Annotated in this window: 23 protein-coding genes; 13 read left to right on the forward strand and 10 right to left on the reverse strand. The window is 31.4% G+C overall.

The window, feature by feature from the left end:
• Positions 1 to 333: 333 nt before the first annotated feature.
• A complete protein-coding gene (locus tag CD034_RS10230; RefSeq protein ID WP_049432558.1) occupies positions 334 to 777 on the forward strand; it encodes an aggregation-promoting factor C-terminal-like domain-containing protein in 444 nt (147 codons plus the stop codon).
• A 40-nt stretch (positions 778 to 817) separates the two neighbouring features.
• Here the strand turns inward: CD034_RS10230 and CD034_RS10235 are convergent, their stop codons facing one another.
• From CD034_RS10235 to CD034_RS10245, 3 genes are all read right to left on the reverse strand, one after another.
• On the reverse strand, positions 818 to 1,693 hold the full coding sequence (locus CD034_RS10235) for a cation diffusion facilitator family transporter (RefSeq protein WP_049432561.1): 876 nt from the start codon (positions 1,691 to 1,693) through the stop codon (positions 818 to 820).
• A 180-nt stretch (positions 1,694 to 1,873) separates the two neighbouring features.
• Positions 1,874 to 2,254 carry a GtrA family protein gene (locus tag CD034_RS10240; protein ID WP_002448341.1) on the reverse strand — a complete coding sequence of 127 codons (381 nt, stop codon included), beginning with the start codon at positions 2,252 to 2,254 and terminating at the stop codon, positions 1,874 to 1,876.
• A gap of 2 nt (positions 2,255 to 2,256) precedes the next feature.
• Positions 2,257 to 3,753, reverse strand: coding sequence for a hypothetical protein (locus CD034_RS10245; RefSeq protein ID WP_002448402.1), 1,497 nt, complete (start codon positions 3,751 to 3,753; stop codon positions 2,257 to 2,259).
• 150 nt (positions 3,754 to 3,903) lie between these two features.
• Between CD034_RS10245 and CD034_RS10250 the strand changes: the two genes are divergently transcribed.
• From CD034_RS10250 to CD034_RS10265, 4 genes are all read left to right on the forward strand, one after another.
• A complete protein-coding gene (locus CD034_RS10250) occupies positions 3,904 to 5,049 on the forward strand; it encodes a glycerate kinase (RefSeq protein WP_103288353.1) in 1,146 nt (381 codons plus the stop codon).
• 15 nt (positions 5,050 to 5,064) lie between these two features.
• Complete coding sequence (locus tag CD034_RS10255) at positions 5,065 to 5,787, forward strand: hypothetical protein (protein WP_002448557.1); 723 nt, start codon at positions 5,065 to 5,067, stop codon at positions 5,785 to 5,787.
• Between the two features lie 140 nt (positions 5,788 to 5,927).
• Complete coding sequence (gene tcaB, locus CD034_RS10260) at positions 5,928 to 7,124, forward strand: putative multidrug effflux MFS transporter TcaB (RefSeq protein WP_002448477.1); 1,197 nt, start codon at positions 5,928 to 5,930, stop codon at positions 7,122 to 7,124.
• Between the two features lie 419 nt (positions 7,125 to 7,543).
• Entirely contained in the window at positions 7,544 to 8,155 is a 612-nt protein-coding gene (locus CD034_RS10265) for a C39 family peptidase (RefSeq protein ID WP_002448367.1), read from the forward strand.
• 52 nt (positions 8,156 to 8,207) lie between these two features.
• Here CD034_RS10265 and CD034_RS10270 read toward each other — a convergent pair whose 3' ends face one another.
• Positions 8,208 to 9,020 carry a metallophosphoesterase gene (locus CD034_RS10270; protein ID WP_002448624.1) on the reverse strand — a complete coding sequence of 271 codons (813 nt, stop codon included), beginning with the start codon at positions 9,018 to 9,020 and terminating at the stop codon, positions 8,208 to 8,210.
• A 334-nt stretch (positions 9,021 to 9,354) separates the two neighbouring features.
• On the opposite strand from CD034_RS10270, the gene CD034_RS10275 reads away from it, so the two are divergent.
• Positions 9,355 to 10,755 carry an amino acid permease gene (locus CD034_RS10275; protein WP_065581131.1) on the forward strand — a complete coding sequence of 467 codons (1,401 nt, stop codon included), beginning with the start codon at positions 9,355 to 9,357 and terminating at the stop codon, positions 10,753 to 10,755.
• Positions 10,756 to 10,887: 132 nt separating this feature from the next.
• Positions 10,888 to 12,984: a cation:proton antiporter gene (locus tag CD034_RS10280; RefSeq protein ID WP_103288354.1), complete on the forward strand. Its 2,097-nt coding sequence runs from the start codon at positions 10,888 to 10,890 to the stop codon at positions 12,982 to 12,984.
• A 53-nt stretch (positions 12,985 to 13,037) separates the two neighbouring features.
• Here CD034_RS10280 and kimA read toward each other — a convergent pair whose 3' ends face one another.
• Positions 13,038 to 14,864: a potassium transporter KimA gene (kimA, locus tag CD034_RS10285; protein WP_049432565.1), complete on the reverse strand. Its 1,827-nt coding sequence runs from the start codon at positions 14,862 to 14,864 to the stop codon at positions 13,038 to 13,040.
• 271 nt (positions 14,865 to 15,135) lie between these two features.
• Between kimA and CD034_RS10290 the strand changes: the two genes are divergently transcribed.
• A complete protein-coding gene (locus CD034_RS10290) occupies positions 15,136 to 16,629 on the forward strand; it encodes a serine hydrolase domain-containing protein (protein ID WP_103288355.1) in 1,494 nt (497 codons plus the stop codon).
• Between the two features lie 97 nt (positions 16,630 to 16,726).
• Positions 16,727 to 17,569, forward strand: coding sequence for a membrane protein insertase YidC (yidC, locus tag CD034_RS10295; RefSeq protein ID WP_019834812.1), 843 nt, complete (start codon positions 16,727 to 16,729; stop codon positions 17,567 to 17,569).
• 55 nt (positions 17,570 to 17,624) lie between these two features.
• Here the strand turns inward: yidC and CD034_RS10300 are convergent, their stop codons facing one another.
• The 3 genes from CD034_RS10300 to CD034_RS10310 all read right to left on the reverse strand — a co-directional run bounded on the left by CD034_RS10300 (position 17,625) and on the right by CD034_RS10310 (position 20,785).
• Positions 17,625 to 18,098 (reverse strand): DUF1440 domain-containing protein, encoded by a 474-nt coding sequence (locus tag CD034_RS10300; protein ID WP_002454890.1) that lies wholly within the window; start codon positions 18,096 to 18,098, stop codon positions 17,625 to 17,627.
• 100 nt (positions 18,099 to 18,198) lie between these two features.
• Complete coding sequence (locus CD034_RS10305; protein ID WP_103288356.1) at positions 18,199 to 19,131, reverse strand: 2-dehydropantoate 2-reductase; 933 nt, start codon at positions 19,129 to 19,131, stop codon at positions 18,199 to 18,201.
• Positions 19,132 to 19,384: 253 nt separating this feature from the next.
• Positions 19,385 to 20,785, reverse strand: a complete 1,401-nt coding sequence (locus CD034_RS10310; RefSeq protein WP_049432573.1) for an MFS transporter — start codon at positions 20,783 to 20,785, stop codon at positions 19,385 to 19,387.
• 265 nt (positions 20,786 to 21,050) lie between these two features.
• On the opposite strand from CD034_RS10310, the gene CD034_RS10315 reads away from it, so the two are divergent.
• The 4 genes from CD034_RS10315 to lrgB all read left to right on the forward strand — a co-directional run bounded on the left by CD034_RS10315 (position 21,051) and on the right by lrgB (position 24,965).
• Positions 21,051 to 22,805 (forward strand): sensor histidine kinase, encoded by a 1,755-nt coding sequence (locus CD034_RS10315; protein WP_103288357.1) that lies wholly within the window; start codon positions 21,051 to 21,053, stop codon positions 22,803 to 22,805.
• A complete protein-coding gene (locus CD034_RS10320; protein ID WP_103288358.1) occupies positions 22,806 to 23,573 on the forward strand; it encodes a response regulator transcription factor LytR in 768 nt (255 codons plus the stop codon).
• A 235-nt stretch (positions 23,574 to 23,808) separates the two neighbouring features.
• Complete coding sequence (gene lrgA / locus CD034_RS10325) at positions 23,809 to 24,264, forward strand: antiholin-like murein hydrolase modulator LrgA (protein WP_049432581.1); 456 nt, start codon at positions 23,809 to 23,811, stop codon at positions 24,262 to 24,264.
• Positions 24,264 to 24,965, forward strand: coding sequence for an antiholin-like protein LrgB (gene lrgB / locus CD034_RS10330; protein ID WP_049382405.1), 702 nt, complete (start codon positions 24,264 to 24,266; stop codon positions 24,963 to 24,965). Before lrgA ends, lrgB begins: the two co-directional genes overlap by 1 nt.
• Before the next feature lie 63 nt (positions 24,966 to 25,028).
• On the opposite strand, the gene CD034_RS10335 is transcribed toward lrgB, so the two are convergent.
• Positions 25,029 to 25,706 carry an ABC transporter permease gene (locus CD034_RS10335; protein ID WP_049432584.1) on the reverse strand — a complete coding sequence of 226 codons (678 nt, stop codon included), beginning with the start codon at positions 25,704 to 25,706 and terminating at the stop codon, positions 25,029 to 25,031.
• 2 nt (positions 25,707 to 25,708) lie between these two features.
• Positions 25,709 to 26,647 (reverse strand): osmoprotectant ABC transporter substrate-binding protein, encoded by a 939-nt coding sequence (locus tag CD034_RS10340; RefSeq protein ID WP_049432586.1) that lies wholly within the window; start codon positions 26,645 to 26,647, stop codon positions 25,709 to 25,711.
• Positions 26,648 to 26,666 lie beyond the last annotated feature (19 nt).

Genomic DNA, 26,666 nt, shown 5'->3' on the forward strand with positions numbered 1-26,666 from the left:
AGATTAATAGAAAGTTAATGAGTATAACGATTGAATTATAAATACTTTCCTCATTATTTAATTTAATATCTATTTATCTTTACATCATTATTATAGAACGATTTCACTTTTTTTCATAATAGGACTACTTCTAATTTAATTCGGAATATATGATAAACGGTTGAGATATTTGTTACTTCGTGTTCATATTTGATAATTAATCTTGATATGACAGTAACCTATGTCATTAAATGAACTGTTATAGTGAACTTACCGTAGTCAACATCTAGATTTATTGGGATGCAATGTTTTAATTCGAACATTAATATCCAAATCACAAAGGAGTTTTTTATCATGAAAAAATCAATTTTTGCATTAATGACAATGCTCTCATTAGGTGCCGCTGGATTAGAAAGTGGCCAGGCACACGCAGAAGAGGTATCAACATCCCCTTCTCAACAACATCAATACCAATATCATCAAAGTCATACATCTAATTTAAATATATCAAGTTCAAACACGACCACTTCTAGTACTTCAAGTCGTACACAATCAGTATATCAACGTTTCTTAGCTGCTGGAGGCACAGAAGAAATGTGGGAGAAAATTGTACTTCCTGAATCCGGCGGTAACCCTAATGCATCAAATGGTCAATACCATGGATTAGGCCAAACTAACCAATCATGGGGGTATGGATCAGTGGAAACCCAAACGAAAGGCATGATTCAATATGCAAAAGAACGTTATGGATCAATTGGAGCAGCGATACGTTTTAGAGAATCAAATGGTTGGTGGTAAATTGAATCAAAAAAGAGCAGGAGTATACTCCCGCTCTTTTTTATTTCTCATTTAATGTATTTGGTTCTGGATGAACATATACAGACGATATACCATTATTTTCTAAATGTGTTTCTACTCTATCGCAAATATCATGCGCTTCTTGTAATGATAAATTTGCATCAACTACAATCGTTACATCTAAAAAAATGCTACTGCCGTGATAACGTCCTTTTACATTCTTTACTTCTCTTACATCTGTAACTTCTTGAACAAGATTTCGATATTCTTCTAAATCTTGTTCTTTAAATCCATCACTCAATGTAAAAATTGAATCTTTAAATATTCCAAACCCAGTATAAATAATTAAACACCCTAATACAGTGGCAAGTATTACATCAATGATAGGTAGACCAAATTGTGTAAATAATAATCCAATAGCAGTACCAATACTGACTAAACCGTCAGATAAATTATCTTTTGAGGCCGAGTCTAATGAGCTACTTTTAGTTTGTTTTGCAAGCCTATGATTAATAGCATAAACACCAATCATAATGACACCACTCATCATACTAATAATAATCGTAATAAAATTTGGAATATGTTGTTCATTTGTCAAAATTCGAGGTGCATTTTCAATCACTACTTGTATACCTACAAACATAATAATAAATGATACGAGAAGCGTTGAAATATTTTCAGATTTCAAATGACCATAAGGGTGATTTTTATCAGCTGGCTTAATTGAAATCTTTAATCCCACAATAACAGCGATAGAGACAACAATATCAGTCATGTTGTTCAATGCATCTGCTCTTACAGCTGCTGAATCGTACACATACCCAGTAATATATTTTGCAACAGATAAAACGATATAAACAACTAAACTTAAATAAGCGCCTCTTTGCGCCAATTTAAGATTTTCGCTTTGGGTCATATCTAGTTAACCACCTTAAACACTTAGTATTAATAGTATGTACTATCGAAATTTGAATTACAATATTTTTTTATTTCTATTATTTTTATAAAAATAAACTAATTAATTTTTTAGCCAAGCCTAATTTACTATTTATAAAAAAAGAGCTAGAAATACATATTTCTAGCTCTTTCTTAAATTTTAGTCTTTTAAAATCCATTTAGATAATATAAAAGTAATTGGAATTGTAACGATAAGTCCTACAAAGGGTGCAATTTCAGAAGGGAAATGAAACCATCTTACAAATATATATAAAAACAAAGATTGCATTCCCATATTTACTACTTGTGTTAATGGAAAACTTAAAAATTTCTTAAGGGTTGGTTTAACTCTATAAACGAAATAACAATTTAAATAATAAGAAATAATAAAACTTACTATAAATCCAATAATATGACTCACCATATAGTGAACGTGTAATAATTTTAATAAAATGAGATACACTAAATAATAATCAAGTGTATTAATCCCACCCACGATGACGAATTTGATTATTTCATAGTGCGTTTGTTTTAACTTCATAGTTAATCTCCTCTGTCTTCTATTACATTAATATCAAACGGCAGTATTTTAAGTTGTTTATTATTTGAAATTTGATAGTACTCTTTGAAATTTTCCTTTGCGGTTTCTTCAGTTGGAGTCATTTCATAGAAATATGTCTCAAATGGCAAATGTTTTACAATAATTTCATTTCTATGTTGTTGAATTTGAGTTTGAATATTATTTAATCTAGCTTCATATTTAAAATGCACAATCGTAAAAATAGCAATAAATACGAATAATAAACATCCTACACAAATTTTTAAAATATTATCATAGCTTTGTTTTAAAGTATGTAATTCAGTAACTAAAGTAATCAATATCACACACCACATTATATAGACAATAAAGAACTGTTGAGACGTTACCTCTGAAATGAAAAAGATAGGTATCGCACTTAAAATAATGGAAATAAAAGCAGCGATTAAAATGATACGATAGTAGCTATCTGTAACTATAATAAAACTAGCCATACTTATACTGACGAAAAAGCTAAAGCATAGTAAGAAATTAATTAGACCATAACTTGTAATCAACGTTGTTTGATTAAAATTAAAGGGTTCAAAAATAAATATCTTGTATATAGGCAATGCAAGTATGCCAATCATTAATAGAATTTGTCTAATTTTAGAAAACGTTTGAAAGCGAGTATTTTTTATAAGTAACCCAATTATAACAATCGCAATCATAGACACTATGACAATATGATTAAAAAACATATAATGTGGAAGGTCATTTAATATTGTAACTCTTAATTTATGAACATAACCTAAGCCATCAATGTGTGCTCTCATTGCTTGAATGTCACTCAGATAATTAATGTACGTCTGGTTAATCAACATTATTAATGTACCACATAATGATAATAGAAACCCTATTAATAAATTAAAATTAATTTTACGTTTTAACATAAAATAAGCCATTAATGTCGTGAATAAAGCTAAATTAACAAAAAAGGTTAATGATTCAGCAAATAATTGCCCACTGAAACAACTTATCCAAAACAAAATGATATTGTACATTTTTAGTTCATCTTTTGTAAATAAAATTTTACTTATAAAACAAAAATGATAGAGAACACATATCATTCCAAAAGCATAACTAAAAAAATAACCAAAGCTTCCATAACTCTCTGAAAAAACTGAATTAGGTATAATAAGTAATAAAATAGTTGCAAGCATGAGATGACGAATTGAAAATGTTTGGCGTATCAATTTGAGTATTAATAAAATAATACTTACTGATATTATTGAATACATAATCATACGTAATATTACCGAACGTACTGCTACAAGCTCAATTAAATTACTAATATAACGTCCATTCAAATTATCAAAATGTTGGTAAAAGGCACTTATGCCTTGAGGACTTCCAAAAAACCAATCGATTCCATGTAAAGGAATGATTAAACCTAAGTAACCGTAAAATAATAATAACCCTATGACCCAGATGTAAAATTCGTGTTGTTTAAAGTTAGACATTTACACTACTCCTCCACTACAATAATGTTAAATTATAGTGTTTAATCGATTCTATTTAATTAAATACCATTATATACTTTTTTTATATTTTAAACATTAAATCATTTTAATTTAGATTTTTATTTATAATTTTAATCGGAAGTGATCTCGTTGAACATAAAAAAAATTGTTATTGCGCCAGATTCATTTAAAGAGAGTATGACTGCTAAACAAGCTGGATTAGCTATAGAACGGGGTTTTAAAAATATATTCGGTGATTCGCTTAAAACAGAGGTTATCCCTATGGCAGATGGTGGCGAAGGTACAACCGAGGCTTTAATAGAAGCATTAGATGCGTCAATTCATAGCATTAAAGTACATGATCCACTATTTAGAGAAGTGACTGCATCTTATGCTCGTTCTAGAGATAATCGTGTAGCTATTATTGAAATGGCAGCAGCTTCAGGATTAGATTTAATTCGTACAGATGAACGTAATCCTTTAATTACTACAACATTTGGTGTTGGCGAATTAATTAAAGACGCTCTAAACCATCATGTGACTAAAATTATATTAGGCATAGGAGGAAGTGCAACAAATGATGGTGGTAGTGGTATGCTGACCGCTCTTGGCGTAAAGTTTCTAAACTCTGATAATGAAGAAATTGAACTTGGTGGTGGTGCTCTTGCTCATTTGACCCATATAGATGCGTCAAATTTAGATTATAGATTAAACGACGTTACCTTTGAAGTGGCATGTGATGTTACAAATCCTTTATTAGGCCCTAATGGTGCCACATATATTTATGGACCACAAAAAGGAGCAACTGAAAAGATGATACCAAAGTTGGATTCCGCACTCGCAAATTATCATGATATGATAGAGAAAGCATATCATATCAGTGTTAAAGATATACCCGGTGCTGGAGCTGCCGGTGGATTAGGCGCCGGTATTCTCACTTTCTTCAATGCGTCATTATCTAATGGCATCGATATTGTCTTAAAAGAAACGCAGTTTCTTGAAAGAATTAAAGATGCCGATTTAGTTATTACAGGAGAAGGAAAAATAGATGTACAAACAATTTATGGTAAAACACCTATTGGAGTGGCAAAAGCATCCAAACAATTCGACTTACCTGTGATTGCGATATGCGGTAGTTTGGGAAAAAATTATCAAGCCGTATATCAACATGGAATTGATAGTGTGTTTAGCATTATAGAAATGCCCTCAGAACTACCCTATTTATTAGCACATGGAGAACGATTCTTAACACAAACTGTTGAAAATATTGCTCGATTAATTAAGTTAAATAATTAAAAAGAGGTGAAATCTATGAAACGTACTGAAAAATACAAAGATTCATATCAATACGATGATCAATATCAACAACGTAATCAAAAAAGTCGGGAGTATCAACAACGTCAACAAGGACGTCAAAGTGAAGAAAATTACAGAAGAAATGAACCTCGTCAAGAGTATCATCATCAAAATCAGGGCGATTATGATGAAAAGGGTAATCGTTACTATAACGATCGTGACTTTAGACGTGAACAATTACTGGAAGAAGAGAATGAAAAAAATAAAAAATCAAAACGTTGGTTAATCGCTATTATTGCAATTCTTCTTTTAATTATTGGCATTTTTGCGACTAAATCTTATATTGATCATAAAAATGAATCGGACAATAAACAACATACTTATAATGCAACAAATGATGTATCTAAAAATTATCAACAAGAAGTTCAAAATCAAAGCGATAATATCAAGAAACAAGTTGAAGATGCAAAAAATGATATTAAAGATAAAATAGACACTGAATCACGTCTTAGACAAATTCAATCTCAAATTGATAAATTAAAAAATAATGAGATTACTAAAGAAGACTCTAAATTAACTCAATTTTATCAAGACCAAGTTAATAAATTAAAAGAAGCAAATAATGCACAACAAAACAACGCAAATGAAAACAAAGTGAATGCGCTATTAGATGATGTCAATAATAAAGTAGATGATATCAAGAAAAAACTAAACAGTATTCTTGGTAATAATAATTAATATTCTTATGTATTGTGATAAATTTCAGCTCTAAAAAAATTGATTAAATCAATCTTTTTAGAGCTTTTTATATTTGAAATTACATATTTTCTCAAAAACCTATATAATGTACATTGCAAATCTTTTCAAGGAGTACAATTATGCATAACTCAACACATACTAAATTGCCGATGCTATTACTTATCGTTCTAGGAACAATGACAGCATTTGGTCCAATGATTATAGATATGTATTTACCTGCTTTACCAGCAATTCAGCAACAATTTAATACATCAACGTCAAGCATACAACTTACCCTATCCTTTGCAATGATTGGTCTAGCGCTTGGACAGTTTGTATTCGGACCTTTATCAGATGTATTGGGTCGAAAAAGAATTGCACTAATAATTCTTAGTGTATTCGTTTTAGCTTCATGTAGTGCGATATTTATTACAACATTTCCAATATTTTTATTGATACGTTTGGTACAAGGATTAACTGCCGGAGGTATTATTGTTATCGCTAAAGCTTTCGCAGGAGATTATTACCAAGGAAATACTCTAGCTAAATTTCTTGCTTCTCTTATGGTTGTAAATGGTATAGTGACTATTTTAATGCCGTTACTTGGAGGTTTATCGCTTTCTCTTGGCTCATGGAGAATTATCTTTGTTATTTTAACAGCTATTAGTATGATTATGTTAGGTGGCGTTACTTTCAATATGCCGACCACACATCACTTTGAGCACGTTACTTCCAATTTTAAACATATATTTTCTGACTTTGGACGTTTACTTAAACGACCAAAATTTATTATTCCAATGTTTTTGCAAGGATTAACTTATGTTATGTTATTTAGTTTTTCATCTGCTTCTCCGTTTATCACTCAGAAAATATACCATATGACACCTCAACAATTTAGTGTAATGATTGCAATCAATGGCATTGGTTTAATTGTTGTGAGTCAAATCGTTGCTTTGCTTGTTGAACGTATACATCGCTTTAAAATCTTAATTTATTTGACTTTCATTCAACTTATTGGTGTACTTCTCATTGTATTTACTTTGATATTACAAGGTCCATTGTGGCTTTTATTAGTCGCTTTCTTTTTAAATGTTTGTCCTGTCACTTCAATCGGCCCCTTAGGATTTTCAATGGCTATGGAAGAACGTACTGGTGGAAGTGGAAATGCTTCTAGTTTACTAGGTTTGTTTCAATTTATCCTTGGTGGTTTAGTGTCTCCTTTAGTTGGTCTTAAAGGACAATACAATGTAATGCCTTATATCACAGTAATTGTTATCACAGCAATTCTCATAGTTTTACTTCAATTTTTATATTTTAAAAAATATCAACGTATCTAATGTATTCTTATATTAATAAACGTAATCTAGCCTCCATTTTTAATATAATCATCGACTGCCAATATGTTAAGACAATTGTTGATATGCTCCCTTCAAAGTAGATATTAAAACTTTGAAGGGCGTTTTTTATGTCTAGTAAATATAAAATGAAAGCCAATATATTACGATACGTTTTCCAAAAATATGAAAAAGGGATTTCTTTTCAATATATAATCGAATTATTACAGTTAGATATTAATACGCTTTGACCACAAACTAAAAATGAATATATACTTAAAACGATATCCATATTTTAGTAATAATATTTCTTAGTAAATAATATTCAAACAAAGAATTCAAATGATTATACGCTACTCTAATCAAGGTATATAATAAATTTACTTTAAAACAATGTTTTACTGACATAAAGGAGAACGTTAATGAATAAAAAATTATTATCTGTTACGCCTAAAAGTCAACTTTTTCCAATCCCTATGATTATGGGTTGTGAAGGCGTTTCTGCAGCTATGTTATTACAATATAATCATCATAATATTAAAGCTACTGATATTATGAAACATTGGCCCACTCATCCAAATAATCCCTATAAAGGCTATGTTGGTCATCATTTACTTGTTAAGTTTGGTCATCACCAAACGATTTTCCCTTCTGCTTATGTTCCATATTTACAAACTTTTGATTCACGTATCGTAGATGGCACTGGTACGAATTTAGAGGAACTAGAAACTGTGATTGATCAAGGACAACCGGTTCTTATGTATCATACAAGTTTAGGTCAAAAACCTTCACGTAAAACGTTTAAATTTGATAACCATACGCGTCAGCTTGTGTCTAACATTCACGTTACATTACTTATTGGATATGACGACACACATTACTATTATATTGATCCTTTATGGAGTCACTTTTTAAGAAAAGTAATTGTGCCTGCATTAGTACCTAATCGCTTCCAGATTATAAAAATTAAAAAAGAATTCATGGAGCGTAGCTTTAACGCCCCTGGTAAAAAATGTATCTATGTAAAACCATAAATTAAAAGAGCAAGAAGCGACTTCCTTCTAAACGTCGTTTCTTGCTCTTTTTTTATTCTATTACAAAGTCCATTAATGCATGATTCATTTCTGAATATATATCTGCTGTTCGCCATTCTCTTTTATAACCTAAACAAGGACATAAAAAGGTTATATTATTTTCAACTAAAGATTTACGAAAATGAACATGTCCCATAATACTGTATTTAATCGGAAACTGCTGATATAATTGATCGAAATCTGATGTACCTATAAATGCATTGAAAAAATCAAAAATACGATGAGGGGTAGGTACTACAAATTTAGAATGTGTTACAATATGTGTCATTAAAATAATTTGTTTATCTTGAAGTTGCTCCAATGCTTGTTTAACATGCTTAGCCGCCTTTTTGGATAAAATCGTATCATCTTCATCCCAATCGATTTTCACTTTATCTTGCCAAGTGGCCCCATAATATTTCCCTTTTTTTAATCGAGTTTCTTCAAACTTTTTATCAGCGTAACTGTAATCATACCAAGCAGTATGGCCTACAATAGCCCAATTATCATTAATTACATATGGATGATCCAACAAACACTCTGGCTTTGTTCTATAAAAATCATAAATATCTTGAGATGTCGTTTCATCCTCTACTTTCCAATAATCATGATTTCCTGGAACAAATAGTACGGGAATATGTAAAGCAGTTTTTAAATCTTTAATAAATTGATAGCTATCTCTAAAATAGTTCGAAATATCTCCTGCAATTAATAGTAAGTCAACCTCTCTATGTTGTACTACTTTAATCAATGTTTCTAGATATACATTTGATTTTAATTTAGGATGTCTATCTATATGTAGATCAGAAATCGCTCCGATTCTCATTCCTCTACTCCTCTAATACATTTTTAAATTTTATCTATTATGCCATAGATTATTATAAATATAAATTATTCTGTTTTTCATAGTTGTATACACATATTTGTTTTTTTGAAAATTAAGAGTATAATAAAATTAACTTTTAACAAAGTTACATATTTAACAAAATTTAAAAAAGTTACATATTTAACAAAATTTAAAAAAGGTAAACTTTTAAAAATCTGAATATTCTAATTAATTACAAATTGATCTTTACTCTTTTCTACTTTGTTAAAAAAGTTTTCAAAATTCGAAGAAAGCGCTTACTCGATTATTATATTGCTTTCTTAGGGGGAAGTCTATGGCAAGACAGTTAGAAAGAGAATTAAGTAATAGACACATTCAATTAATTGCAATTGGTGGCGCTATTGGCACAGGATTATTTTTAGGTTCTGGACAAACGATTTCGTTAACAGGACCATCACTACTCATCACCTATCTAATTATTGGTATCGTGTTATTTGCTTTTATGAGAGCACTTGGAGAATTGTTACTTAGTAATACACGTTTCAATTCATTTGTAGACATTGCCAACGAATATTTAGGGCCGTTCGGTGGTTTTGTCATTGGTTGGACATATTGGTTATCTTGGATTGTTTCAAGTATGTCTGATTTAACAGCAATGGGACAATATTTTAGTTTTTGGTTTCCAAACGTTCCTCACTGGCTAACTGTATTATTTATCGTACTCTTACTTATTTCATTCAATATGCTTGGTGCAAAATTATTTGGAGAGTTAGAATTTTGGTTCTCTATTATAAAAATTATTACTATTATTGCTATGATTATCGTTGGCTTAGTTATGATTTTCTTTTCATTTAAAACATCGTATGGTCATGCGTCTTTTAGTAATCTTGTAAATCATGGCGGTATTTTTCCAAATGGACCAGCTGGATTTTTAATGTCATTCCAAATTGCTGTCTACTCATTTATTGGTATTGAACTAATAGGTGTTACAGCCGGAGAAACTAAAGATCCTCGCACAGTTATTCCAAAAGCAATTAATAATGTACCTGTTAGAATTTTATTATTCTATGTGGGAGGCTTACTTGTGATCATGTCAGTGATTCCTTGGAATAAGATCAACCCTGATGCAAGTCCATTTGTGATGTTATTTAGTATGATTGGCTTACCTTTTGCAGCAGGACTTGTTAACTTTGTCGTATTAACAGCAGCCGCTTCTGCAACGAATAGTGGTATTTATTCTAATAGTCGTATTTTATTTGGTTTATCTAAACAAGGATTAGGACCTAAAATGTTAAGTAAGACAAATCATCATAGTGTGCCTTACTTATCAATGCTGGTATCTTCTGGAACATTACTTTTAGCTGCATTATTAAACTTTATCTTCCCAGATGCAATTCAATTATTTATTTATGTCACTACACTCTCAACTGTATTATTTATAGTCGTTTGGGCAATGATCATTATTTCTTACATTATATATGTACGGAAAAATCCTGAAGAACATAAACATAATAAATTTAAACTTCTAGGCGGTAAAGCAATGGCTTATGTTATTCTTGCATTTTTCTTATTTGTATTTGTATTATTATTCTTTAGTGCTGATACGAGAGTAGCCATATGTATTTCACCAATTTGGTTTATATTCTTATTCTTGTTCTATAAAAAGTATAAAAAAAATGCTGAATATTTAGCTGAAAAAACACGTCAGCAACCTCGAGAATCAATCAATCATTAGATATTTTATTTAAGCGGAACTGAATTCAGTTCCGCTTTTCTATGTCTTAATAATGAAATATACTAAAATATCTCATTATCTTTTTAATCATGATAAAATATTAATTATTTAAAAAAAGGAGTCACAATACATATGGAATTGTTAGAAGCTTTTTTATTATTTATACTTGCTGTTATCATTAGTTCTATTATTTATCATCGCTTCCCCAACATTCCAACAGCTTTCATTCAAATTGCCTTAGGTGTCGCTTTATTCATCTTACCCATTCCACTACATTTTAAATTTGAACCAGAAGTCTTTATGATGGCTGTCATTGCCCCACTCTTATTTGTGGAAGGGACACATGTTTCTCGAGAAAAACTTCTAGAATATCGAAAACCTGTCGTTCTTATGGCCATGGGATTAGTATTTACAACTGTGATTGGAGTCGGCTTTTTCATCCATTGGATTTGGCCTAATTTACCGATGCCAGCTGCTTTTGCTATTGCAGGTATTTTATGTCCGACAGATGCAGTTGCTGTATCAGCCATTACTAAAGGTAAAGTATTACCCAAAGGGTCTATGGCAATTTTAGAAGGAGAGTCTCTATTAAATGATGCTGCAGGTATTATTTCTTTTAAAATTGCAGTCACTGCTCTGGTGACAGGTAGTTTTTCAGCTATAAATGCAATTGGTCAGTTTCTACTCTCAACATTTCTTGGTATTTTAGTAGGCGCAATAATTGGCGCTTTAGTCGTCAGTTTACGTGTTTACCTCACTTCTAATAAAGGTTTAAAAGATAGTAATACATTGACTTTCATCCAATTACTTACTCCTTTTGTCATTTATTTTATTGCTGAAGAAGTTCATGCTTCTGGGATTATTGCAGTTGTGGTAGCTGGGTTGATTCATGGTTTAGAACGAGATCGTCTCATTCGCGCCCAAACTGAATTACAAATGAACTACAATCAAATTTGGAATACATTAAGTTATGCATTAAATGGCTTTGTCTTCGTCGTTTTAGGATATATTGTGCCAGAAGTTATTTTAGAAATTGTACGTAATGAACCACAAAATTTAGTTTTTCTAATTGTGGTAGCATTCCTTATAGCATTTGCCATCTATATCTTTAGATTTATTTGGGTCTATGTTTTGTTCAAAGATTTTTACTATCCGAAAAATGTTGAAGCATATCTCGATGACGAAGAAGAAACACAACCACCAAAACGGAGTCGTTATGCATTTATTATGACTTTGTGTGGCATTCATGGAACGATTTCATTGTCAATGGCATTAACATTACCATTCATTATTAACGGCAATCAGAACTTTGATCATAGAAACGATTTACTATTTATTGCTTCAATGATGGTACTCATCAGTTTAATTTTTGCACAAATGATTCTTCCGTTCATTACGCCATCCAAACAACAATCACACTTCAAAGGTATGAGTTATCAATCCGCTAAAATTTTCATGATTCAACATGTTATTCACACATTAAAAGAAAAAGCAGCTACGCACAAAGATATCGATTATCGACCTATTCTGAATCAATATTTTAATGAATTATCATTTTTAATCGACATGGAAAGCGATGATAAAAATACGAAAGAATTACATCGATTAAGAGACATTGCAGAAGAAGTTGAAACTGAGACGCTTCAACAGTTAATTAAACAGGAGCGTATTACTAAAAAAGATTTAAGTGATTATCGTAAAGTAATGGAATTTACACAATCATTTAGAGAAATGTCTTTTATTGAGAAATTAAATCGTTTTAGTAAGTTAATCATACTTAGATTTAAAGCGCGAAAAGATTCACATCATAGTGTGAATCAATCCTCATTTGAACAACAGCGCTATACTGACAGAAAAGAATTAAGAAATAACTTTAAAAAAGTACAACACATTATACGTATTGTTAACCGTCAGGTGACTTTGAGACTTCAAGAAGAACAAAATAGCACAAATGTCCTCGAAGTCAGTTTAATTATCAACCAATATTACGCACTATCACGTACGTTAAGACAACATCATAATCGAAAACATCAACGTGAAGAAAATAAATTTATGCATGAATTAAACACTCAACAACAATATGATGCTAAATTAGATGCATTGTATACTCAGCGTCAAATTTTAGACGAATTGATTTCTAAAAATAAAGTTACCAATGAAATTGCCACGCAATTACGTGAAAATATTAACTATAATGAAATTGTACTTGCCAATGAATTAAATCATTAATATATAGAAAGAACTCAAGAGACCTGTATCTCTCGAGTTCTTTTTATTTTCTTCTACTTTTGTAATTTATAAGGAACCGTCGCTAAAATAACATTTTTTTGATAGAATAAATGCATTTTTAATCGCAAACTCGTTTGATTGTGTAAAAAGTTATGCCATGGTTTTTTAGGAATAAATTCAGTGACAACCACTGTGATGACATAGTTTTGAGCATTCGCTTTTTTATTAATTTTATCGATAAATCGAGAAATCGGACGAATGACACTGCGATATTCTGAGTGTAACGTCACTAGTCTAATATCTGGATATTGTTTGTTCCATTTTTCAATAAATAAATTATCAGTTTGGTCTCCGAAAGATACATGTACAGCAATCACATCATCTGCAATCATATGTGCATAATAAATAGATTTATTTAATGCTGTAGTGATCGTATTAACGGGTACAATCGCTAGATTTTTATCAACTACTGGCATATCTTGAACAATTTTAGTTGTGCTAAGTTGCTCAGCAATATCCTTGTAGTGTCTATTAATACGCGTAAATATATATACAACAATCGGTAAAAAGATTAAGATTGGCCATACTTGGCTAAATTTCGTAATTAAGAAAATCATAAATACGATAAAAGTAATAGTCCCCCCTATAGCATTTGCAATAAGTTTAGTAGACCATCCTTTTTCACGACCACGAACCCATTTTAAAACCATTCCATATTGAGCTAGTGTAAATGGAATAAACACACCTACTGCATATAAAGGAATAAGATTTTCAGTTTTACCGTGGAAAAAAATAATAAGCAACATTGCACAAATGCCTAATGTAATAATTGAATTTGAATAACCTAAACGGTCTCCTCTTACGTTAAACATACGGGGCATATATTTATCTTTTGACATACTTGCAGCTAACATTGGAAAAGCTGTGAATCCAGTATTAGCAGCAAGGACAAGAATCATAACAGTCGTTACTTGTACAAAATAATATCCTACATTATGCCCTAAAATATTCATTGTAAGTTGAGATAATACAGTTGTTTCAGTCTGTGGCATAATACCATACCAATATGCTAATCCCACAATACCTACAAGTAAGAAAGCTAATATCATTCCCATAGTAATTAACGTTTTAACTGCATTTTTAGAACCAGGATCTTTAAAGTTTGTTACTGCATTCGAAATGGCTTCTACACCTGTTAGAGATGATGCACCTGAAGAAAATGCTTTAAGTAATAAAAATAATGTGACACCTGGCACTGCGGTTCCTACTGTCGCATGCATATGAGGTTCAGTTTGTCCTGTTGCCACTTTCCATGTTCCAATAACAATCATGACTATTAATCCAAGTATAAATAAATAAACTGGATAAGAGAGCACAGTTGCTGACTCTGTTAAACCACGTAAATTCATTATTAGAATAAATAGTACTAATAAACATGCAATGAATACTTTATGGTGATATAATCCTGGAAACGCTGCGACAAAAGCATCCGCACCTGATGAAATACTTACTGCGACGGTTAAAATATAGTCTACTAATAAAGAGCCACCTGCAAGCAATCCCCATTTTTCTCCTAAATTTGTTTTAGAAACCATATACGCTCCTCCGCCTTTAGGATAAGCATATATAATTTGACGATATGATAGAATCAATGCCGCAAGTAGCACTAAAACAGCGGCCGCAATGGGCAATGTATACCAAGATGCAATAGCTCCAACCACAGATAAAGTAATTAAAATCTGTTCTGGACCATATGCTACTGAAGATAATGCGTCAGAAGATAAAATTGCTAAAGCCTTAAAGTTACTTATTTTTTCATTTTTTAAGTCTCTATTTTTTTTGGGCTTACCAATAATAAGTCTTTTAAATTGAGTGAACATAATCCATCCTTACCTCTTTTTATATTCATTTTTAATGGATAAAATATACTCCCATTTAGTGAAAAAGTATACATTTTCACGGAAATAATATAGTATAAATTACATTTTAAGTAACTTTTTACAATTATATTTTTGAAATATTTTCTTTTTACCAGTTTTAAAGAGGTGTCAACAGTATTTAATATTTGTATAGAGCCGTTTAAGTTTAAACTTGCTATACTATTTTTAGAGGTTTAATTTTAAGAAGTATTAAGTAAGGAAGTAAGGGAAAATGAGAAAAAAATTGATCATGATTGGGATGATTTTATTAGTAGGAATCATTATTCTTTCCATAGCTATTAAATTAAAATCTAGTTATTCAATGTTTAGTCCATCGTCACAAAGTTATATCGATAACATGATTGTTAATAAAATGAAAGACGATCATATTCCAGGAATGTCCGTTCTTATTGTAAAAAATAATAAGACGATTCTTAATAAAGGCTATGGTTTTTCAAATATTAAAAAGAAATCCAAAGTCACACCAAATACGCGTTTTGAAATTGCTTCAAATACCAAAGCATTTACTGGTTATGCAATGATGCAACTTGTTGAGGCACATAAAATCAATCTCAATGATAAAGTCAGTCAGTATATTCCAGATTTCTATATGAAATATAATCATAAAAAAGTAGATATCACAGTAGATCAATTGATTGCTCAAACAAGTGGTATTTCAGGAGACATCACAAATGATGACAACATCACAAAAGACACAAACAGTCTAGAAGGCCTTGTTCATAGTATCAAAGGACGTAACTTAGATGCTAAACCAGGCAAGCAATTTGAGTATTCCAACATGAATTATGATATTTTAGGTTTGATTGTTCAAAAGGCTTCTCATCAATCATATGCGAATTATTTAAGCACACATCTTTTCACTCCATTACATATGACGCAATCAACAGTAAAAGAAAGTAATATGAAAAAGAACAATGACGCTCAAGGGTATGTAATAAAAAAAGGAAAAGCTTATGCTGATAGTCCTGAATTTAATTTAGGAGATAATCCAGCTGCTTATATGATGACTAACACGAAAGATTTAGCCTCTTGGTTGAAGTTTCAACTTAATCCGCCAAAAAAAGTAGCATCATTAGTTCAACTAACGCATCAGCCTAAAGTTAAAGCAATAGATAATTCTCAAGACGTTCACTATGCAGCAGGTTGGTTTATTGATGATAATCATTCAGAAACAATTGTATATCATCCTGGTACACTTGAAAACTATTCTTCATATATTATTTTAAATCCCAAAAAAGACTATGGCATTGTAGTTCTTGCTAATAGCTATTCAAAAAATGTAGCCGAACTTGCACAGCATCTCAATACACAAATGAGTAATGGTCAACATATTAAAACGTTACAATATCTTATTAATCAGTGGAATATCGTATTTATCATCATCACTATTATTTTACTGATAGCTGTAGCAAGTGTTTTTCTAATAATCTATCGCTTAATTTTTAAATTTAAGTCTATTTATTTTAAAACGATGTCTGGTGGATTACTCATCAAAATAAGTATGATGATGTTAACTTTCACACTTATTTTAGCGATACTTCACTTACTTCCAATACTCTTATTATCAAATTCTGATTGGCGTTTTATGATGTCATGGTTACCATTACAAGCAAAAATAACATTATTTAGCTTCGTCTTATTACTGACAAGTCTATGGAGTTATTTTATCCTAAAAATGATCACGCTATCTAAACGATCAATATAGGCTGTTCAAACATGTATGTCTTCTTTTCTTCATTATTATGTTAAGCTTATATCACTAAGACTAAGATTATTAAAGACCAGTGTATAGGAGTTTAAATATGAAAAAGAAATGGTTCTTATTACCGATGTCCTTAATAATGCTTGCAGGTTGTGACTATTCTCATAAAGAAGCACAACACGGCCTGTTTTATACTGTATTTGTAAAACCGATGGATGATTTACTCCATGTCTTAGGACATGCATTCAACGAAAACTATGGTTTAGCTATTATCGTCATTGTATTTATATTGCGTTTAATACTGATGCCACTCATGTGTATTCAAGTAAAAAATATTCATGTTATTCGTGGCAAAACAGAGGTCGTAAAACCAGAAATTAATAAAATCCAAGAAAAAATTAAAGAAGCTCAATCGCCTGAAGAACGACGTGCAGCAAATAAATTATTAATGAAAAAATATAATGAGTATGGAATCAATCCTTTTAAAAATTTAATTGGCACATTTCCAATTTTAATTCAAATTCCAATTCTTCTCGGATTATATACGTCAATTAAATATCCAACAAGTGGTGGTATTACTCAGCATCCTCATTTTTTATGGTTTAATTTAATGCATACTGATATCATCATGACCATCATTGCAGCTGTGATGTATTTTATACAACCTCTTGTCAACTCAATCCATTATCCTAAAAATGAACGTCGATCTTATTATGTCATGATGGTCTTATCCCCTTTATTTATTACTTATGCATCATTACATTCAGCATCAGCGTTAAGTTTATATTGGGCTATAAGTGCAACGTTTTTAATTATTCAAATGCATTTTGCTCATAGTCATTATGCGAAAGTCGGTAAAATTGAGGGAGAAAAATTAAGACAACGCATAGAAATAAAGCGTCAAACTACTTCAGAAACATCCTCAGACACTTCTAACCATTGATAAGATTAATTATATAAAAAGGAAGAGCGAGACTCTCACGCTCTTCCTTTTTTATTTATCGATGACTATTTCGTATTAAATCAATCGTATTCATCCAAACAATATGACCTAATAATTCTGAAATGCGTTCTTCTTTAGGTAAATCTTTAACTTGTGGTGTTAGATTTAATTTAGGTAGTATATATTCATGAAAAGCAATATGAATCAAAATACCGAAGAATGTGCCTCTTAATGTCGTCACTTTTGGACACTTTTCAGCAAGTAATCCATATACGATAGCATTTGCAATTGAAAAGCCATAATGAATGCCCATGACAGTTATAGGTATATCGTTCTCGTTATAACGGTACGTAGCATGTTTAACATTGTCAGGTAAATTCAATTTATGCAGTAATGTCATTGGTGGTGGTTCTTCTTCACGTTGTGGTGTTCTAGGAGGGATGAGTGCTTCCCATCCCATTTTAACTGCACCGCTTAATAATCCGCCAATAACGCCCGTCATGATAACTCTTTTCGTTGATTGTTTCATTAATTTCACAACTCCTTATCTCACTATATATTATATTTACCCTTAATGATTACAAATTAAAAAGTGAGTTAATCACTTTTAACTCACTTTTGCACTCTATTTACTTAGCTTGACGTTGCTCTTCTTTGGCATGTACCATGTTCGCTACAAATTGATTAATTGGCGCATCGATATGATGTTCTGAACCTAAGCGAGCCACTGCTCCGTTAATGTAATCAATTTCAGTAAGTCGATTATTATTAATCAAATCTTGATACATTGATGGGAAATGTGGACCTACTTTATCATTTAAATCGATAAGATAGTGATAGACTTCATCTGCATTTAAATGTACATCATCAACAGTAGCAACTTCTACTATCTCTTTAGTAATGTCATATACAAGTTTTCTTGCGTATTCACTTTCATTTAATGTTGATAAACGACATTCTAAAATGGTACATAGCGCATTTGCTGTACCATTTACACAAATCTTCTTCCAAATAGATTGTTGCAAGTCTTCACTTTTATGTGGATTAAGTTTTGCTTGTTCTAATAGATTATATATCACTTCAACATTATTCTGTCCCTCTGGCACAAGAGAACCTATCTCTACTGGACCACTACCCATTAAATGAGTATGTCCAGGTGATTCTAATCCGGCCGTCCATGTAGTTACACCACGAACAATACGTGATTTATCTACATAATTTACAATACGGTCTTCATGTTTTAAACCATTCATTGTACACACCATAATTGTTGTATCATGAATATGTGGCTGGATATGTGTTAACATGCTTTCAAGTTGCATAGCTTTTGTAAATAAAAATACAATATCAAATTGAAGATCACTTGGTATTTCTGTATCTTGATACATAGGGATGTTTAAATGATAGTCTTCTCCATTTATATCAATATGTAAACCTTCATGTTTTACAGCTGTTGCTTGTGGCTCCCAACCATCAATGAGTGTAACATCATTACCTTGGCGATATAACATTGCACCGAAACCACTTCCCAACGCTCCTGAACCAGCAATTGCTATTTTCATAACATTCGACTCCTTCTTTTAATATTATTTTTAAAATACTACTTTAATAAAGTATCGTCAATAATATAAACAAAATATTCTGAATAATTCGATAAAATTAGAACTATTTTTATTTTTCAATAATTGACGTAGAAGTCATTATCACTCTGTATAAGGACTCATTATTATGTTTACATTTATTCTTTTATCAATAAAAAAATCTGAGGCACTCTAGCGCACCTCAGATTTAAATAGTATGAATATCCAGTTTTAATTAAGCACGTTTAGTTTTACTTGGAATTAAGAAGAAAATGACAAAGAAAGCAGTTAAAACGATGATGGCATTAAAGAGTACGCCCGCCAAACCACCAAGTTCTAAATTCATTTTCGCTGCACAAACACCATAAATCGTACTTGATAAAGCTACACCAAATGCATTTCCTAATGATGAAGCCATTTTATACAATCCAGAGGCAACCCCCACTTTATCATCTGGCGCTTGATCAACTGCTGTATCTGTAGATGGTGTTGCATACATACCGAGCCCAATACCAAATAGTAGGTAACCAATAATACTTGAAATAATATAAAACAAATTAGGTAAGAAGGTTAGTGATAAAAGTAGTAACCCTAAAAATGTAAATCCACTACCTATGAGCAATGGCTTTTTAGCACCTAATTTTTGTAATAGTTTTTCACCTACACGAATCATTACAAGAACTGCTACTAAATAAGTGATAGAGATTAATCCTGCTTGTAATGAAGTGAAACCTAAATGACTTTGGTAGTATGTATTTACTACGATGAGCGTACCACCTGCTACTCCATTTAACATGAAGTTTGAAAGTGTAGCACCACTATATCCTTTATTCTTAAATAAACTAAAATCAACAAGTGGGTTCTCAGTTTTAAATTCACGAAGGACAAAGAATATACCAGCAATTAAAAATATTCCAAATAATGATAGAATGACAGGTGATAATAATCCACGATCAGATGCTTGTGTTACCATCACATTGACACTTAATAATGTAATAACTAATAAAATCAAACCTATAACATCAAATTTTGAACCGTTATTGTTTGTATCAGTATCTGGTTCATTTTTTGTTTCTGGCGTGTGTTTAATTAAGAAAAATGAAAGTATCGACAAAGCAATAGAAATAATAAAAATCCATTGCCATCCTATTGTTGAAGCGATCAATCCACCGAACAATGAACATATTCCACTTCCGCCCCATGAACCAATAGACCAAAAACTTAATGCACGTTGTCTTTCTTTTCCTATGTAATATTCATTAATTATCGCAAGAGTTGATGGCATAATGAATGCACCTGATAAACCTTGCAAAGCACGTCCAATCAGTAATAACCATGGAACTGGTGTAATAATCAATAATAATGAACCAATGATATTTAAGCCTAGTCCCAAATAAGTCATTTTGACGCGACCAAATTTATCAGCAACATCTCCAGCACCTACAATAAACAAACCAGAAAATAAGGCAGATAAGCTCACTGCAATATTAATGGTACCCAAATCAGTATTAAATGATGATTGTAGTGTTGGCACAATATTAAGTAATGATTGCGCAAACAGCCAAAATGTTAATACACTAATAATAATTCCAACGAGTAACCGATTATCTCCCTTAAATTCTTTTGAAGACTCCATTATAAAAAAATTCCTCCTACTTTGCCCAAAAACTATATAATTTTAAACTACATTAAAATTTTATCATAGCTTATTATAAATGGGATATAAAAATCTTTTTTTCTTTTTAAATATTGTTTTCCAAAATAAATTATCATTTAATATAAATTAAGTGCTAAGTATTTATAAGTAAACATTTTAAACTATCAACTTTAAATTTTCCATACTATAATAAAAAGTGTAGTAAAACTTTTGAATTTTATTAATATACTTAATAGGTGCAAAAATGTTTAATTTATTTATTTTATTACTTGAACGTGTGGGCTTAATTATTATTATTGCTTACATTTTAATGAATATTAATCACTTCAAGACGATTATGAGTGCACGTGAAAAATTACGTGCTCAAATAGAACTCACCATTTTATTTTCATTATTCGCAATTATTTCTAACTTTACTGGGATTGAAATTGAGCATGGCAAAATTATTTCTAGTAATATTTACTATCATCTAAATAACGAAACGTCACTTGCGAATACACGAGTATTAACGATTGGAATGTCTGGTTTAATTGGTGGTCCTTTTGTGGCGATTATCGTTGGTATTATTTCGGGCTTATCACGAATCATCATTGGTGGAGCAAATGCTTATACTTACCTATTTTCATCAGTCATCATTGCATTAATTTCTGGATTTTATGGATATCGCACCATGAGACATAATCGCTATCCAACTGTTTTAATAGGTGCAATAATTGGATTAATAAACGAAAGTATTCAGATGGCTTGTATTTTAGTTTTTGCTGATGATGTTTCTAATGCTTGGTCATTGGTAAAATTTATTGCTTTACCGATGATATTAATTAATAGTATTGGAACTGCGTTATTTTTATCTATTATTCTGTCTACTTTAAAACAAGAAGAACAAACACGTGCAATTCAAACTCATGACGTCCTTGAATTAGCAAACAAAACACTACCTTATTTTCGTTCAGGATTAAATGAAAAATCTGCTCGTCCTGTAGCTGAAATTATACTGAGGCTAATGAAAGTATCTGCTGTGGCAATTACTAATAAAACCGATATTTTAACACACGTAGGTGCGGGTAGCGATCATCATGTCGCTAAAAAAGAAATCATTACTAATTTATCTAAAGAAGTCATACGCACAGGCCAATTAAAAGAAGCCAATTCCAAAGAGGACATTGGATGTAATAATCCGAATTGTCCACTTCGAGAAGCTATCGTTGTGCCCTTAATGACGGATGGAAACGTCGCAGGTACTTTAAAATTTTATTTTACAGACTATAATCATATTACAACATCAACTAAACAACTTGCTCGAGGTTTAGCAGATATTTTTTCAAGTCAATTAGAATTGGGACTTGCCGAAACGCAAAGTAAATTGTTACGAGATGCTGAAATTAAGTCTCTACAAGCTCAAGTTAATCCACACTTTTTCTTTAATGCGATTAATACCATTTCAGCACTCGTACGTATTGACAGTGAAAAAGCACGCAAGTTACTTTTGCAATTGAGCCAATTTTTCAGATCAAACTTACAAGGTGCGCGTAATAGTACGATTACTTTAGAAAAAGAATTACAACAAGTCAAAGCATATTTATCATTAGAACAAGCACGTTTTCCAGATCGATTTACAATTAAATATCATATTGATGATGCCTATAAACAAGTGTTAATTCCACCATTTATCATTCAAATTTTGGTGGAAAATGCAATTAAACACGCATTCAAACATCGACGAAAAGATAACATTGTTTGTGTAGACGTTCAATACAAAAAAGCCTCATTAAAAATATCAGTTAGTGATAATGGACATGGTATAGCGCCTGAAAAATTACCCTCACTTGGACAAATCAGTGTGGCTTCAGACACTGGAACTGGCAGTGCATTAGAAAACTTAAATCGCCGCCTCACTGGTTTATATGGTTCTAGTGCAACGTTACACTTTGATACATCTAATCATGGAACAACAGTATCCTGTATGATTCCATACCATTTAATAAAGGAGGAACGTTAAATGAGGACACTTATTGTTGACGATGAGCCATTAGCACGTAATGAATTACATTACTTATTAAATGAAATATCTAGTTTCGAAATCATCGATGAAGCTGAAAATATTGAAGAAACTTTAGAAAAACTACTCTGTCATACCTATGATTTAGTATTTTTAGATATTAATTTAACGGATGAGAATGGGATTGAGTTAGCTCATAAAATTCGAAAAATGAAACACCCCCCTTATATCATTTTTGCTACGGCACATGATACGTTTGCAGTAAAGGCATTTGAATTAGATGCAGTGGATTATATTTTAAAACCTTTTGAATTAGAACGGATTGAACAAGCAGTTCAAAAAGTAAAACGATTATTAAACGCTAAACGTCAGATTCAAACATTTTCTGATCCTATTCACTCTCCACAATCACAAACGAGTACTTCTTCTTATAATAATCAAAGTGTACTTCCTATCGAAGTGGATGAACGTATTTATGTCATTAATTTAGACGATATTGTTGCGATTTCTGTGAACAACGGAATTTCTACTATTACGACTTTAAAAAAAACATATGAAACGACAGAACCACTCAATTATTATGAGAAGAAATTACCTAAGCAATTGTTTATAAAAATTCATAGAGCTACGATTATTAATAAGCAGTATATCGAAAGTGTCGAACACTGGTTTAATTATACGTATCAAGTGACAATGACAACGAATGTCAAATTTCAAGTTAGTCGTTCATTTATGAAATCATTCAAACAAGAAATTGGTCTTGTTTAATATCTATTCTAAGTTAGCTTTTAACCTAACGCTTCATATGATCAAGTGTTAGATTAAAAGCTTTTTTAATGACCTCATAGCTTATTTGTTGTTCTATAAACACTTTCTGATTTTCAACTGGGAAATACTGCAACTCACCTATTAATTTTCGTAACTCACTTCTAAATCCAACTCAAGAAAGCGTTTTCATTTTATACTACCATCAAGAGAAAAGAAAAAGAGGGAGAGTATCAATATGGCGAAAAACAATTCAACTACCGCTAATACTCAGGGAGATAAGAAAGCAGGTAAAACTTACAATTTCTTTATCCAAGTATTAACTATTGTTGCTGTATTATTTGTTTCAAAAATTATTGAATCATTTATTCCGTTTCCAATGCCTGCATCGGTAATCGGACTCGTATTATTATTTATTTTATTAAGTGCAGGAGTCGTAAAATTACGTCAAGTAGAGGGTGTGGGGACCGCTCTAACAAATAATATCGGCTTCTTATTCGTACCAGCCGGTGTATCAGTTATTAATTCGTTACCACTTTTAAGTCAACATCCAATTTTAATTATTCTATTAATTATTATTTCAACATTATTATTATTAGTCAGTGTGGGCTATGTATCACAATTATTTGTAACAAAAACATTATTCCCTACTGAAGAACAAAATGAAAAAACACAACTTAAGGAGGAAAACTAATGGTTGATCACTTAGGTATTACAACACCTTATTTTGGTATTTTAGTCTCATTAATTCCATATATTATTGCACAATATTTCTATAAAAAAACAAATGGCTTTTTCCTACTGGCACCTTTATTTGTAGCGATGGTGGCAGGAATTGTCTTTTTAAAAGTAACAGGTATTAGTTATGATAACTATAAAATTGGTGGAGATATTATCAACTTCTTCTTAGAAGCTGCAACAATTAGTTTCGCGATTCCACTTTATAAAAAACGTCAAGTACTTAGAAAGTATTGGTTACAAATTTTTGGTGGTATTGCTGTTGGTACACTAGTAGCTTTAATCTTAATCTATTTAGTTGCAACATTATTCCACTTAGGTGATCAAATTAGTGCGTCTATGTTACCTCAAGCTGCAACAACTGCGATTGCCCTACCAGTATCTGACGGTATCGGTGGTGTAAAAGAATTAACATCATTAGCAGTTATCCTTAACGCTGTCGTTATTTCAGCATTAGGTGGAAAAATTGTAAAAATGTTTAAAATTTCAAATCCAATTGCACGTGGTTTAGCTCTTGGTACAAGTGGACACACACTTGGTGTTGCCGCTGCTAAAGAACTAGGAGAAACAGAAGAATCAATGGGAAGTATTGCAGTAGTAATTGTAGGTGTGATTATTGTTGTAATCGTACCACCACTTGCTTCACTATTATTCTAATAAAAAAAGCGTTGCTGACGAACTAAGTAACAACTTAGTCATCGTCTAAGCAACGCTTTTAATTTATCTTAAACTTTGTACTTGTTTACTAGAACGATGTGTGGGATCTAATTTTTTCTCTAATAAACGTAGACCAATATCAATTAAAATCGCAATTAATGCAATTGGAATCGCACCTGCAAGAATAAAGACTGTACCATCAGTAGAATTGGTTCCACGAATAATAATGTCTCCTAACGTCGGTGCACCAATAAATGAACCAATAGCAACAATTCCTATTGCTACAACAAGTGCAATACGAATACCACCGATGATCACAGATAACGATAGTGGAAGCTCAATCATACGCATAACTTGGTTATTAGTCATTCCCATACCTTTACCTGCGTCTTTAATATTGTAGTCAACCTCTGTCATACCTGTGTAGGTGTTTTTAATAATCGGTAGCAAGGAGTATAAAAATACTGCAAATACAACCGTTGATGGACCGAGCCCTAACGCCAACATCAGTATAGCAAGCATTGCAATGGCTGGCACGGTTTGAATAATATTAGCAATAGTAATCACTGGCCATGCTATTTTTGAATAACGTGCAATTAAAATACCAATTGGAATGCCAATAATACATGCAAACAATACTCCATATATAGACATTAATAAATGTTTAAAAAAGAGTTCCATCAGATAGCCAAAATTCAAAGTGTAATATTCATAAAGCGAACTTAATACATTCCCTTTCACTGTTATTGACCACCTTTCTTATCTTCAAAATAGTTATGTTTTTTAATAAATTCTTCTGCAATGACGGCTGGTTCTTTTCCTTTTCCATCTGCTTCATAATTCAGTTTTTGCATTTCTTTTGTACTTATTGTATTTTCTAATTTTGTTAAAGCTTTATCAATCTCTGGATGGTCTTTAATTAACTTTTCTGTGGCTAACGGACTGCCATCATATGGAGGGAAAAAGTTACGGTCATCTTTTAAAATTTTCAAATTATATGCCGCAATACGTCCGTCTGTGGAGTAACCAACGGCAATATCTAATTTTTTGTTTTTAAGGGCATCATACACTAAACCAATTTGCATTGGACGTGCACTTTTGAACTTAAAGCCATACTCTTTTTGGAAAGCTGGGTATCCATCTCCGGCACGATTCATCCATTGAGTATCCATACCCAAGCGTAACTGATCTTTATATTTTTCTAAGTCTGATACTTTTTCTAAGTGATATTTATCAGCAGTTTCTTTTGTTACCATAAACGCATACGTGTTTTCAAAGCCAAGTGAATGATAATATTTTTGATTATATTTCTTTTTAAATAATCGCTGTGACTCATCCATAGCTTTATTCGCATCTCTAGTTGGGGGTGCATCAAGTACACTGGTTAACTCTGTTCCTGTAAAACGCACCGCTGACATATTAGCATCTCCACGCATAAGTGCATTATGTTGAACAATACTTGAACCTAAATTTCCAATAATGATTGGTTTGATATCTCCATTTGTATAATGTTCAATCATTAATTTCTCAATATTTGCTACTATTTTGGTTTCACTACTTTCAGTCGCTGTAATTTTCACACTGTCTTTCGAATTACTGTCACCTAAACCGGGTAAGCCGCATCCAGATAATACTACGAGAGACAATGCAAGAACGATAAATATACATTTAATATTTTTCATAGTTGTTCATTCCTCCCTT

Origin of the sequence: Staphylococcus hominis subsp. hominis, assembly GCF_002901845.1 — a bacterium.
GTDB classification, from domain to species: Bacteria; Bacillota; Bacilli; order Staphylococcales; family Staphylococcaceae; genus Staphylococcus; species Staphylococcus hominis.